Source organism: Acidovorax delafieldii 2AN (assembly GCF_000175235.1).
Taxonomy (GTDB): domain Bacteria; phylum Pseudomonadota; class Gammaproteobacteria; order Burkholderiales; family Burkholderiaceae_C; genus Acidovorax; species Acidovorax delafieldii_B.
Window position 1 is genome coordinate 1 of sequence record NZ_ACQT01000112.1, and the last position, 12,078, is coordinate 12,078.

Sequence of the window (12,078 nt, forward strand, 5' to 3'; positions counted from 1 at the left end):
CCCCGCGGCCAGCACCCGCTGGCGCCCCTGCGCGTCGGGGCCCACGGCCAGCAGGCCATCTTCTTCATACAAGGCCGTGCCGTCGTCGGCAAAGCGCAAAAGGGCGGAACGGAATACAGGCATGGCCCCGAGCTTAGCGGCAGCCGCCGCCGCAACCATACGCCCCTGCGCATAGTGGGCATCCGGCGCCGCGCCCGGCGGCAGAACCTGGCGCACCCGGCACCCACCCTGCAGGGCGAATCGCTGTCATTGCCGCGCCATCCAGCGCCACCCGTCAGCGCTGCAGCTTGCCTTGCACGCCCTCGACCAGCCAGTTCATCTGCAGGATCTGCGCGTCGGCCAGCGTCTGCCCGGCAGGAATCACCTCATGGCCTTCGTTGTCGCGCACGGCGGTCTTGCCCGCCCGGAAAGGGTGCAGCCGGCCTGCCCCCACCGCCTTTTGCGCGGCCAGCACCTCTTGCTGCACAGCGGCGGGCACCCGGCGGCCAAAGTCGCCCACGCGGATCATGCCTTCGCGCACGCCGCCCCACACGTTGCCGCTCTTCCAGGTACCGTTCTGCACGGCACGCACGCGCCCGGTGTAGTAGGCCCCCCATTGGTGGGTGACGGCCACGATCTGCGCATCGGGCCCGGTCTGGCGCATGTCGGAGTGGTAGGCCACAGCCATCTTGCCGCGCTCCTGCGCAGCCGCCATCACGGCCGTGGAACCGGTGTGGAACGCGATCACGTCCACGTCCTGGTTGAACAACACCATCGCCGCATCGCGCTCCTTGGGCGGATCGAACCACACGTTGAGCCACACCACCTTGACAATGGCCTGGGGGTTGACCGAGCGCATGCCCAGCGTGAAGGCGTTGATGCCCTGCAGCACCTCGGGGATGGGAAAGCCCGCCACATAGCCGGCCACGCCTGTCTTGCTCATGCGGCCCGCCGCAATGCCGGCGAGATAGCGCCCCTCGTAGTAGCGCGCATTGGCCGTGGCCACATTGGGCGCCTGCTTGTAGCCGGTGATGGACTCGAACTTCACGCCAGGAAAATCTTGCGCCACCTTGAGCGTGGGCTCCATGTAGCCGAAGCTGGGCGTGAAGATGATCTGGTGCCCCGTGGCCGCCAGATCGCGGATCACGCGTTCGGCATCGGCCCCTTCGGCCACGTTCTCGACGAAGGTGGTTTTCACGCCCGCGCCCAGCGCCGCCTCAACGGCCTTGCGGCCCTCGTCGTGCTGCCGCGTCCAGCCGGCCTCGGTGATGGGCGAGACATAGACGAAGCCGGCCTTCACGGCCTGGGCGGGCGCGGCCTTGGGCGCAGCAGCGGTCTGTGAAAAAACGGGGGAGAAAAAACAGGCGGCCACGAGCGTGACAGCGAGGTTTTTGTACATGGTGTTCCTCTACATGGACCCGAGAATGAAAAACGACAAAGGCCGCCGGGACAGCAGCCTTTGCGTTCACATTTTACCCGGCCAGCCTGCACGGCCCGCCCGGCGGACCGCAGGACGTGGCTTACCATGGCGCTTCCATCCTGCCGGAGTGCCGTGCATGCCCCAGTTCGTAGATGATTCACCCGCAGGCCAGTGCGTGTTCTGTCGCCTGGCGGCGGGCGATGTTCCCGCCGCCATGGTCCATGAAGATGCGCTCACCATCGCCTTCATGGACATCGGCCAGGTCAACCCCGGCCACGTGCTGGTGGCCACGCGGCGCCATGCCGCCACCGTGCTGGACATCACCGATGAAGAAGCCGCCGCCGTCATGCACACGGCGCGGCGCGTTGCCCACGCCGTGCAGGCGGCGTTTCACCCGCCCGGACTCACCCTGCTGCAGGCCAATGGGCGCGAGGGCGACCAGACCGTCTTCCATTTCCACATGCATGTGGTGCCGCGCCACGCACACGATGGCATCGCACTGTCGTGGCCGCGCAAGAACCCGCCCACCGATGTGCTCCGGGGCCATGCCGCAAGGCTGCGCGACGCCCTCGCCGCCTGAAGGCCCGGCGCACAGCCGGGCGGGAACAGCGGCGCCAGCGGCTGGGTGCCGCCCTGCCCCTCAGTCGTACTCGACGAAGCGTTCGAAGGTTTCCTTCAGCCGGTGCTCCCACACGCGCTTGTCGGCGTTGCTCGCAAAACTGGCCTCGAAGCTGTTGAACGCCAGCTGGTAGGCATTGCGCGCGGTCAGCCCCGTGGCGGCGAACACCTGGGTGAAGTTGTCGTTGATGTAGCCGCCGAAGTAGGCCGGATCATCCGAGTTCACGGTGGCCGCGAGGCCGGCCTCCAGCAGCCGCCCCAGGTTGTGGTCGGCCAGGTTGGGAAACACGCGCAGCTTCTGGTTGGATAGCGGGCACACGGTGAGGGCAATGCGGTCCTGCGCCAGGCGCTTCATCAACGCCGCATCGTGCACGGCCTGCACGCCATGGTCGATGCGCTCGACCTTGAGCACATCGAGTGCACTCCAGATATAGGCTGGCGGCCCCTCTTCGCCCGCATGGGCCACCAGGTGCAGGCCCAGGTCGCGGCAGCGGGCAAAGACGCGTGCGAACTTCTCCGGGGGGTGGCCCAGTTCGCTGCTGTCCAGGCCCACGCCCACGATCTTGTCGATGAGGGGCAGCGCCTGCTCCAGCGTCTCGAACGCCGAGGCTTCGCTGAGGTGGCGCAGAAAGCAAAGAATCAGCGTGGCGCTGATGCCCAGCTCGGCCCGCGCGTCCTCACAGGCCCGGTGCAGGCCGTTGATCACGGTCTCGATCGCCACGCCGTGGGCGGTGTGGGTCTGGGGGTCGAAGAAGATTTCGGTGTGCGCCACGTTGTCCATCGCAGCGCGCGCAAGGTAGGCGCGTGCCATGTCGTAAAAGTCCTGCTCGTGCAGCAAGACGCTGGCCCCCGCGTAGTAGATGTCGAGAAAACTCTGCAGGTTGGTGAAGGCATAGGCGCTGCGCAGTTCATCCACGCTGGCATAAGGCAGCGTCAGGTCGTTGCGCCGTGCCAGGGTGAAGATCAGCTCGGGCTCAAGTGAGCCTTCGATGTGGATGTGCAGTTCGGCCTTGGGCATGGCGCGCAGCAGCGCGGGCAGCCGATCGGCAGGAATGGGAGGTACTTTGAACATCAGCAAACTCCAAAGGTGATGCCGCTCTGGCGCAGAAAACGGCGATAGGCCGATGATGCCTTGTCGGCGGCGGTATGCAACTCCGCGCGCAGATCGAGCGGCAGGCGCTGGGGCATCTGCGACTCCAGCACGGGCTGGTCCTGCGTGAAGATGGTGTGCTGGAACGCCTGCAGCTTGTGATCTGGGGAATCGAAATCGGCCACCGCCAGGCGAAACCACACCCGGCTGCGCACGGGCGTGATGGGGCAGATGAACAGCGCAATGGACTCGCGCCAGCCGTCCACGGCCGTGGTGCCAGCCTCGGGCACCTTGGTCAGCACCGCCGCGTAAGGCGCCGTGACCTCGTAGGTGTATTCCACCTGGGCCGCAGCGGTGGAGTGCAGGTTGGACTGCGGCTGCCAGGCCTTGCAGCCGGTGGCCAGCAGCCCGGTGGCCGTGGACTCGACGCGGTAATCGTCGATGGACGCGGCATCGCGGCTGCCCAGCCAGCCTTCGTGCACAAAACCGAAATGCGACATGTCCAGAAAGTTCTCGATGATGCGAGGCGCGCTGGCCTCCACGTCATAAGGGCCGCAGTTGAGTTTGCGCAAGCGCGCGTCGTCTTCCGCCGCGAACGTGGGCACGGCACCATCGCCCGGCGCCATGCGCACCCACACCAGGCCATGGGCTTCGCGGGCCGCGAAATGCCGTGCACAGTGCGTGGCGGGGGGAGCAAACGAGGGCAGCGCCGGCACATGCATGCATTGCCCGCCCCCTGCAAACTGCCAGCCGTGGTAGGGGCACTCCAGCCGCCCGTCCGCCGTCACGCGCCCCAGCGACAAGCGCGCGCCCCGATGCGGACACTGGTCGGCCAGCGCCTGCACCGCACCCGATGCGTCGCGCCACAGCACCAGTGCCTGCTCCAGCAACTGCGCGGCCAATGGGGTTTGCGCCACGTCCACCGCCAGGGCCACTGGATGCCACATCGTTGATTCCACCATCGACCAATCCTCCGAAACAACGGGCCTTACACCCATGACAACGAAAAAGGGCCACCACCGGCGGCCCTTTCTTTCGCAACAGGCCCGACAGGCCTGCCGTTGGATGGCTTACTTCTTGTCGCCCCCAGGAATCTTGCCCTCCACGCCCTTGACGTAGAAGTTGATTCCACCCAGGAACTTGTCGTCGGCCACCACGTCTTTTTCGAGCACGGGCTTGCCGTCCTGGCCCAGGATCGGGCCCTTCCAGATGGCGAAGCTGCCGTCCTTCAGGCCGGCCTTCACGGCTTCCACCTTGGCTTTGGTTTCAGCGGGCACATCTTCGGCAATGGACACGATGTCGATCGCGCCTTCCTTCACGCCCCACCAGCTCTGGCCCGTAGCCCAGGAGCCTTCCAGCGCGTCCTTGGTGGCCTTGATGTAGTACGGGCCCCAGTTGATGACGGCGGATGCCAGGTGGGCCTTGGGACCGTAGGCGGTCATGTCGGAATCCCAGCCGAAGGCGCGCTTGCCCTTTTCTTGCGCCGTCTTCAGCACGGCGGGCGAATCGGTGTTCTGGAACAGCACGTCGGCGCCACCGTTGATCAGGCTGGTGGCGGCTTCGGTTTCCTTGGGCGGGCTGAACCATTCGTTCACCCACACCACCTTGGTCTTGATCTTGGGATTGACCGACTGCGCGCCCAGCGTGAAGCTGTTGATGTTGCGGATCACTTCAGGAATCGGCACCGAGCCCACCACGCCCAGCGTGTTGGACTTGGTCATGGCACCAGCGATCACGCCGGCCATGTACGCGCCTTCGTAGGTGCGGCTGTCATAGGTGCGCATGTTCTCGGCGGTCTTGTAGCCGGTGGCATGCTCGAACTTGACACCCGGGTTGTCGGCCGCGACCTTGAGCATGGATTCCATGTAGCCAAAGGTGGTGCCGAAGATCAGCTTGTTGCCCTGGCCGGCCATGTCGCGCAGCACGCGCTCGGCATCGGCCGATTCGGGCACGCTTTCGACAAAGCTGGTCACGACTTTGTCGCCGAATTCCTTTTCCAGGGCCTTGCGGCCGTTGTCGTGGGCGTACGACCAGCCGCCGTCACCCACGGGGCCGACGTAGGCGAATGCGATCTTCAGCGGCTCGGCCTTGGGTGCGGGCGCTTCAGCGGCAGGAGCCGGCGCAGGCGCGGGGGCCGGTGCGGGTTCTTCCTTCTTGCCACAGCCCACCAGCGCGGCGGCAGCCACGGCGGACAGCGCTGCCACCTTGAGCAGAGAGCGTTTGTGAAGATCAGTCATGTCGTTTCCTTGTGATGAAAGAGGGTTGCAACAGTTGGGGCGAAAAAACGAAGATTATGGGCCGGGGCACCGCGCAGCCGTGCGGTCGGAATGCAGTGTTGCGCGCCATGCACCATCGGGAAAACCCCAACCACCAGTGCACCCCGCAGGTGCCCTGCTGGCTCGCGCCAGAAGCCAGTCACGGCCCTGCGCGGCGCCAAGGGCTGCCACGCGGCCGGGCACCACCGCAAGCCACCGCGCCAGAGGGCGGACAGCAATACGCAGTGCATCGACAGTCAAGCAGGTTGTCATGAGCCGGGATAGAACGGTTTGCCCAACGATGCCGGCATGTTCACCCGTATCCACGCAGGGTTGCGGGAGATAAGCGCCAGCACCACGATAGTGGCCACGTAAGGCAGCATGCTCAGCAACTGGCTGGCCACCTGCACGCCAGTGGCTTGCAAATGGAACTGGAGCATGGTCACGCCGCCAAACAGGTAGGCACCAAGCAATACGCGTGCCGGGCGCCAGGTGGCGAAGGTCGTCAGCGCCAGCGCAATCCAGCCCCGCCCGGCCACCATGCCTTCCACCCACAGCGGTGTGTACACGGTGGAAATGTAGGCACCTGCGAGACCGCACAGGGCGCCGCCCGCCATCACGGCGGCCAGCCGGATGCGGCGCACGGGATACCCCAGCGCATGCGCCGATTCGGGCGATTCACCCACCGAGCGCAGCACCAGTCCGGCGCGCGAGCGGTACAGAAACCAGATCAGGGCCGCCGCCAGCGCCATCGTGAGGTACACCAGCGGATGCTGGCGGAACAGGGCAGGCCCCACCAGCGGAACATCGCCCAGTACCGGCACGGCGTACTGGGGCAGCTCGGGCAGCTTGGCCTGCACGTAGCTGATGCCCGCAAACGCCGAAAATCCCACGCCAAAAAGGCTGAGTGCCAGCCCCGTGGCGTACTGGTTGGTGTTGAGCCAGATCACCAGCACGCCAAAGATGGCGGCCAGAAAGGCCCCCGCCGCCATACCGGCCGCAAAGCCCAGCCACGTGTTGCCGGTGTGCACCACCGTGGCGAACCCCGCAATGGCGGCGCACAGCATCATGCCTTCGGCGCCCAGGTTGACGATGCCGGCCTTTTCGTTGATGAGCAGGCCCAGGGCCGCAATGGCCAGCACAGTGCCCGCGCTGAGCGTGGCACCGATCAGGAGTGCATAGGCTTCCATCACTTGCCTCCCATGGCGATGTTGGAGGAGCCGACCCAGCGCACGCGGTAGGCAATCAGCGTGTCGCAGGCCAGCAGCGTGAACAGCAGCAGCCCCTGGAACACACCGGTGAGCGATTTGGGCAGGCCCAGGCGCGACTGCGCCAACTCACCACCGATGTAGAACATGCTCATGAGGATGGCCGAGAACACCATGCCCACAGGGTGCAGCCGACCCACGAAAGCCACGATGATGGCCGCGAAGCCGTAGCCCGCCGGCACGTAGGGCGTGAGCTGCCCGATGGGGCCCGCCACCTCCAGCGCGCCCGCCAGGCCGGCGGCGCCCCCCGAAACCAGCAATGCCGTCCACAGCGCACGGCGCGAAGAAAAACCGGCATAGCGCGCCGCCGCCGGTGCCAGCCCCCCCACCTGCTGGGCAAAGCCCGCCCGGGTGCGGAACAGGAACACCCACAATGCGCCGGCGCCGGCCAGCGCCAGCAGCAGCCCGATGTTCATGCGCGACCCCTGCATCAGCCGCGGGATCTGCGTGACCTTCTCGAAGGTCTTGGTCTGCGGAAAGTTGTAGCCCATGGGGTCCTTCCAGGGCCCGTAGACCAGGTAGCCCAGCACCAGCGTGGCCACATACACCAGCATCAGGCTGACCAGGATTTCGTTGGCATTGAACCGGTCGCGCAGCAGGGCCGTCAGCCCGCCCCACGCCATGCCGCCCACCACGCCCGCCAGCAGCACCGCCGGAACGATCCACGGCCCGGTGGACTTGTCGGCCAGCAGGGCCACGCCACCGGCCACCACTGCGCCGATGACAAACTGCCCCTCGGCGCCGATGTTCCAGACATTGGAGCGAAAGCACACGGCCAGCCCCAGCGCGATCAGCAGCAGCGGCGTGGCCTTGACCATGAGTTCGCCCAGGGCGTAGGGCGACCGCACCGGCTCCCAAAAGAACACCTGCAGGCCCCGCACAGGGTCCTTGCCCAGCGCGGCAAACAGCGCGATGCCGATCAGCACCGTGAAGGCCAGCGCCAGCAGCGGCGAGCCATAGCTCCACCAGCGCGATGCCTGCGGGCGGGGTTCAAGCTTGAGCATGCTGCGCCTCCTGGGTCAGCTGCGCGAGCTGTTCACGGTTGCGCGCCAGGTGGGCCTGCACGTCGGCATGCCACAGGCCGCTCATCCACTCGCCGATGCGCTCCACCGTGGCTTCGGCGCGGGGCACCGACGGCGAGAGATGGCCCTTGGCCACCACATGCAGGCGGTCACAGATTTCAAACAATTCGTCCAGCTCCTCGCTCACGACCAGCACGGCACAGCCGGCGTCGCGCAGCGCCAATATTTCGCCGCGGATCTGCGCGGCCGCGCCCACGTCCACGCCCCAGGTGGGCTGCGAGACGATAAGCAGTTTCGGGTTGGCGTCGATCTCGCGCCCAACGATGAATTTCTGCAGGTTGCCCCCCGACAGCGACTTGGCCGCCGAGTCGGGGCCGCCGGCTTTCACGTTGAAGCGCTCGATGATCGCCCGCGCATGGGCCTGCAGCGCGCCCACGCGGATCCAGCCACTGCCTGCCACGGCATCGGTGCGCGTGAGCAGCAGGTTGTGCGCCAGGCCCATGGTGGGCACGGCGCCGCGCCCCAGGCGTTCCTCGGGCACGAAATGCAGGCCCAGTGCGCGCCGCTGGGCCGGGCCCATGCGGCCCGCGTTCTGCCCAGCCACCTGGATGCTGGCCGGCTCGGCGCGTGCATCCTCGCCCGACAGGGCATAAAGCAACTCTTTCTGGCCGTTGCCCGACACGCCGGCAATGCCCACCACCTCGCCCGCCCGCACCTCGAACTGCAGGTCGATCAGGTCCACGCCAAACTGGTCGGCCCGCGGCAGCGAAAGCCCGTCCACGCGCAGCACCGTGGCACCGGCCTGCACGGCGCGGTGCTGCAATGCCGGGGGCTCGGCCCCGATCATCATGCGCGAGAGCGAGGCGTTCGACTCTTCCGCCGGGTTGCAAACGCCCGTGACCTTGCCGCCGCGCAGCACGGTGCAGGCGGTGCACAGCGCACGGATCTCGTGCAGCTTGTGGCTGATATAGAGAATGCTGCAGCCCTCGCTGGCCAGCTTGCGCAGCACGACGAAAAGCTTTTCGACCGCCTGGGGCGTGAGCACCGAGGTGGGCTCGTCAAGGATGAGCAGCTGGGGGTCGGTGAGCAGCGCGCGGATGATTTCCACACGCTGCATCTCGCCCACGCTCAGGGTGTGCACGGGGCGCAGCGGGTCGATGTCGAGGCCGTATTCCGACGCCTTGGCGGTAATGCGCTGCGTCACCTCGGCCAGGGCATGGCGCCGGTCCAGGCCCAGCCACACGTTCTCGGCCACCGTGAGGGTGTCGAACAGGCTGAAATGCTGGAACACCATGGCAATGCCCAGGGCCCGCGCCTCTTGCGGGTTGCGCACCTGCACGGGCTGGCCGTTGAAGTGCACGCTGCCTTCGTCGGGCTTGACCGAGCCGTAGATGATCTTCATCAGCGTGGACTTGCCCGCGCCGTTTTCGCCCAGCACGGCGTGGATCTCGCCCGGCTGCACGGCCAGCGAGACACCGCTGTTGGCCACGACGGCGGGGTAGCGCTTGGTGATGCCCGCCAGCTGCAGCCGCGGCGGCACTGCGCCCGGCAGGCCCGGCGGGTGGGAGAAGGGGGTGGAACTCATGCGGAGGATTGTCTCTCAGTTTTTACGAATTGTTATTGGGTTCAAACCCGACTCATGCGCTTGTTCCACATACCTTAGCAGCTATTCTTTTCGTAGCGACGATGCCACGGCCTTCACGCAGTCGCGCAGCCACCCCGCCGCTGCCGAATGGTGCGTGCGCGCATGCCAGAGCTGGTAGTACATCAAACGCGGAAACGGCACCGGGCACGGCAGAACCGCCACGGGCAGCTGCGCCGTGTAGCGTTCGCAGAACTGGCGGCCGGTGGTGAGCACAAGCAAGCTCGATGCCACGATGTTGGGAATAAGGCTGAAATGCGCGCAGCGGGCCGTGATGTTGCGTGCCATGCCCAGGCTGTCGAGGTGGGCGTCGATCACGCCCCGCGCCCCCGGGTGGGTGGGGGTGGGAGCGATGTGCTCGGCGGCCAGCCAGCCGTCCACGTCCCAGCCGCGCCGCACGGCGGGGTGGTCCTGGCCCACCAGGCAGACCACCTCATCGCCAAACAGGCGGCCCATGTGCAGGTCCTCGGGCGGCTGGGGCCAGTTGCCGATCACCACGTCCACCTCGCCCTGCGCCAGGTGGGCGTGGTAGTGCGCGTCGGCCGACAGGGGCAGGATCTCGATGGGGCACAGGGGCGCCTCGACCTTGATGCGCGCCACCAGCTGGGGCAGGAACAGCGGATCGAGGTAATCGCTGGCGGCCACGCGGAAGGTGCGGGTGGCGGTGCGCGGGTCGAAACCGCGCGCATCGGAGAACAGCGCCTCGGCCGAGCGCAGGATGGCACCGGCCGGCTCCACCATGCGCAGCGCGGCGTCGGTGGGCATCATGCTGGCGCCCGAGCGCACGAGCAGCCGGGTCGCCCGAGAGGTCGCGCAGCCGCCGGAGTGCCGCCGACACGGCCGGCTGGTGCATGCCCAGGCGCACGGCGGCCCTCGATACGCTGCGTTCAGTCAACACGGTGTGCAAGACCCTTATGAGATGGAGGTCTATCTTGTCGAAAAGGGCTTGGTCTCTCATAGCGGTGCGTGCATTGATGTCATAAGCTAGTGCTTATGCCGGGGGCCTGAAGCCGCCCTACCCTCTGAAGAACCGATCGCAATCGAAGTGGCCTCTGACATGACAACCCGACCCCTGCAATTCCTGCGCCGCGGCCAGCCGGTGGCGCTGGCCAATGTACCACCCGACCGCACGCTGCTGCAGGTGCTGCGCGAAGACCTCGCATGCACGGGCACCAAGGAAGGCTGCGGCGAAGGCGATTGCGGCGCCTGCACCGTGGTGCTGGGCGAGGCGCGCGGCGGCAAGGTGCACTACAGCGCCGTGAACAGCTGCATCCGGCTGGCGCATTCCGTTGACGGCATGGCCCTGTGGACCGTGGAAGACCTGGCTGAAGACCCGCTGATCCAGCCGGTGGCTTCGGCCCACCAACCGTCGCGGGCGGACAGCGGGGAAGGCGCACGGAGTGCAGGAACCGGAATGGACACACAGGCCCATGAGGATTCCGACGGGCGGGGAGGAGAGGGACCCGCATCCCCTTCCGGCGCCACGACGCCCCCCGTTCGCGCAGCAGGTTTGCACCCGGCGCAGGAGGCGATGGTGCAGTGCCACGGCTCGCAATGCGGCTTTTGCACGCCCGGCTTTGTGATGAGCCTGTTCGGCATGTACCAGAACCACGTCGTGCCCTCGCTCGCACAGGCGGGCAGCGCGCAGCCCTGCCAGCAACCGCAGGGCACGGGCTTGGGCTCCACGCCGTGCGCGGGCCCCGGCCAGCCCATCACCCGCGAACTTGCACAGCAGGAACTCTCGGGCAACCTCTGCCGGTGCACGGGCTACCGCCCCATTCTGGACGCCGCCCAACGGATGGGCACGCTGCCCCCCGTGGCCGTGGACGAGGCCGAATTGCTACATAAATTAGAGCTTATGGCGCACAACCAGCAAGCGCTGGAAGGCTCTTTGGCCTATATGGCACCGACCACCCTGCCCGCCCTGCTGGCTGCCCGCGCCGCGCACCCCACGGCCCAGATCGTGGCAGGCTGCACCGATGTGGGGCTGTGGATCACCAAGCTGCACCGGCAATATGCCCAGGTGATCGACGTCACCCGCGCGGCCGAGCTGCGCCAGCTGCAGCACAGCGCGCACCACATCACCATAGGCGCGGCCGCCACGCTGACCGAGGCCTTCGACGCCCTGGTGCAGCAATGGCCGCAGTTGCGGGGCTTTGCCGCGCGGTTCGCCGGCCTGCCGGTGCGCAATGCGGGCACCCTGGGCGGCAACGTGGCCAACGGCTCGCCCATCGGCGACTCGATGCCGCTGCTGATCGCCTTGCGCGCCCAGGTGGTGCTGGCCAGCGTGCGTGGCGAGCGCGCCATGGCGCTGGAAGACCTGTACACCGGCTACCGCCAGAACGTGATGGCGCCCGACGAGCTGCTGGTGCGCATCGTGGTGCCCCGGCCCGGCGTGAGCGAGGCGCTGCGCGCCTACAAGGTCTCGAAACGCTTTGACGACGACATCTCCGCCGTCTGCCTGGCCATCCATCTGGACATCGAGGACAACACCGTGCGCCGCGCCAGCATTGGCGCAGGCGGCGTGGCACCCACCCCGGCGCGCGCGCGCCGCACCGAAGCCGCACTGGCGGGCCAACCCTGGAACGCCGCGACCGTCGCACTGGCTGCGCAGGCACTGCAGGCCGAATTCACCCCACTCAGCGACATGCGCGCCAGCAGCACTTACCGCCGCACAGTGCTCACGGGGCTGCTGCAGCGTTTCTGGCTGGAGAGCCAGGGCGAAGAGGCCGTGAGCGTGGAACACTTCCGCCTGGAGGCCCTGGCATGAACCAGCGTGACCCA

Annotated in this window: 9 protein-coding genes and 1 pseudogene; 2 read left to right on the forward strand and 8 right to left on the reverse strand. The window is 67.2% G+C overall.

What is annotated here, in order from left to right; all coding sequences use genetic code 11:
* Window positions 1–274: 274 nt before the first annotated feature.
* Window positions 275–1,378 carry a BMP family ABC transporter substrate-binding protein gene (locus ACDELDRAFT_RS13740; protein ID WP_005797714.1) on the reverse strand — a complete coding sequence of 368 codons (1,104 nt, stop codon included), beginning with the start codon at window positions 1,376–1,378 and terminating at the stop codon, window positions 275–277.
* A gap of 157 nt (window positions 1,379–1,535) precedes the next feature.
* Between ACDELDRAFT_RS13740 and ACDELDRAFT_RS13745 the strand changes: the two genes are divergently transcribed.
* Window positions 1,536–1,979 (forward strand): HIT family protein, encoded by a 444-nt coding sequence (locus tag ACDELDRAFT_RS13745; RefSeq protein WP_005797715.1) that lies wholly within the window; start codon window positions 1,536–1,538, stop codon window positions 1,977–1,979.
* Between the two features lie 60 nt (window positions 1,980–2,039).
* Here ACDELDRAFT_RS13745 and ACDELDRAFT_RS13750 read toward each other — a convergent pair whose 3' ends face one another.
* The 7 genes and pseudogenes from ACDELDRAFT_RS13750 to ACDELDRAFT_RS13780 form a co-directional block, all read right to left on the reverse strand.
* Window positions 2,040–3,089, reverse strand: coding sequence for an adenosine deaminase (locus tag ACDELDRAFT_RS13750; RefSeq protein ID WP_005797716.1), 1,050 nt, complete (start codon window positions 3,087–3,089; stop codon window positions 2,040–2,042).
* Window positions 3,089–4,069, reverse strand: coding sequence for an aromatic ring-hydroxylating dioxygenase subunit alpha (locus ACDELDRAFT_RS13755; protein WP_005797717.1), 981 nt, complete (start codon window positions 4,067–4,069; stop codon window positions 3,089–3,091). Before ACDELDRAFT_RS13755 ends, ACDELDRAFT_RS13750 begins: the two co-directional genes overlap by 1 nt.
* Before the next feature lie 108 nt (window positions 4,070–4,177).
* Window positions 4,178–5,344, reverse strand: a complete 1,167-nt coding sequence (locus ACDELDRAFT_RS13760) for a BMP family ABC transporter substrate-binding protein (protein ID WP_005797718.1) — start codon at window positions 5,342–5,344, stop codon at window positions 4,178–4,180.
* A gap of 287 nt (window positions 5,345–5,631) precedes the next feature.
* Window positions 5,632–6,552, reverse strand: coding sequence for an ABC transporter permease (locus ACDELDRAFT_RS13765; protein ID WP_005797719.1), 921 nt, complete (start codon window positions 6,550–6,552; stop codon window positions 5,632–5,634).
* Window positions 6,552–7,634 (reverse strand): ABC transporter permease, encoded by a 1,083-nt coding sequence (locus ACDELDRAFT_RS13770; protein WP_005797720.1) that lies wholly within the window; start codon window positions 7,632–7,634, stop codon window positions 6,552–6,554. Before ACDELDRAFT_RS13770 ends, ACDELDRAFT_RS13765 begins: the two co-directional genes overlap by 1 nt.
* A complete protein-coding gene (locus tag ACDELDRAFT_RS13775; RefSeq protein ID WP_005797721.1) occupies window positions 7,621–9,237 on the reverse strand; it encodes an ABC transporter ATP-binding protein in 1,617 nt (538 codons plus the stop codon). Before ACDELDRAFT_RS13775 ends, ACDELDRAFT_RS13770 begins: the two co-directional genes overlap by 14 nt.
* Window positions 9,238–9,318: 81 nt before the next feature.
* A pseudogene (locus tag ACDELDRAFT_RS13780) lies at window positions 9,319–10,252 on the reverse strand (LysR family transcriptional regulator).
* A 99-nt stretch (window positions 10,253–10,351) separates the two neighbouring features.
* Here ACDELDRAFT_RS13780 and ACDELDRAFT_RS13785 point away from each other — a divergent pair.
* Window positions 10,352–12,064, forward strand: coding sequence for a xanthine dehydrogenase small subunit (locus ACDELDRAFT_RS13785; RefSeq protein WP_005797723.1), 1,713 nt, complete (start codon window positions 10,352–10,354; stop codon window positions 12,062–12,064).
* The last annotated feature ends 14 nt before the right edge of the window (window positions 12,065–12,078 follow it).

Bases quoted from the DNA above. Each gene is read 5' to 3' on its own strand.
- ACDELDRAFT_RS13740 (WP_005797714.1), bottom strand. From the start codon at position 1,378: ATGTACAAAAACCTCGCTGTCACGCTCGTGGCCGCCTGTTTTTTCTCC.
- ACDELDRAFT_RS13745 (WP_005797715.1), top strand. From the start codon at position 1,536: ATGCCCCAGTTCGTAGATGATTCACCCGCAGGCCAGTGCGTGTTCTGT.
- ACDELDRAFT_RS13750 (WP_005797716.1), bottom strand. From the start codon at position 3,089: ATGTTCAAAGTACCTCCCATTCCTGCCGATCGGCTGCCCGCGCTGCTG.
- ACDELDRAFT_RS13755 (WP_005797717.1), bottom strand. From the start codon at position 4,069: ATGGTGGAATCAACGATGTGGCATCCAGTGGCCCTGGCGGTGGACGTG.
- ACDELDRAFT_RS13760 (WP_005797718.1), bottom strand. From the start codon at position 5,344: ATGACTGATCTTCACAAACGCTCTCTGCTCAAGGTGGCAGCGCTGTCC.
- ACDELDRAFT_RS13765 (WP_005797719.1), bottom strand. From the start codon at position 6,552: ATGGAAGCCTATGCACTCCTGATCGGTGCCACGCTCAGCGCGGGCACT.
- ACDELDRAFT_RS13770 (WP_005797720.1), bottom strand. From the start codon at position 7,634: ATGCTCAAGCTTGAACCCCGCCCGCAGGCATCGCGCTGGTGGAGCTAT.
- ACDELDRAFT_RS13775 (WP_005797721.1), bottom strand. From the start codon at position 9,237: ATGAGTTCCACCCCCTTCTCCCACCCGCCGGGCCTGCCGGGCGCAGTG.
- ACDELDRAFT_RS13785 (WP_005797723.1), top strand. From the start codon at position 10,352: ATGACAACCCGACCCCTGCAATTCCTGCGCCGCGGCCAGCCGGTGGCG.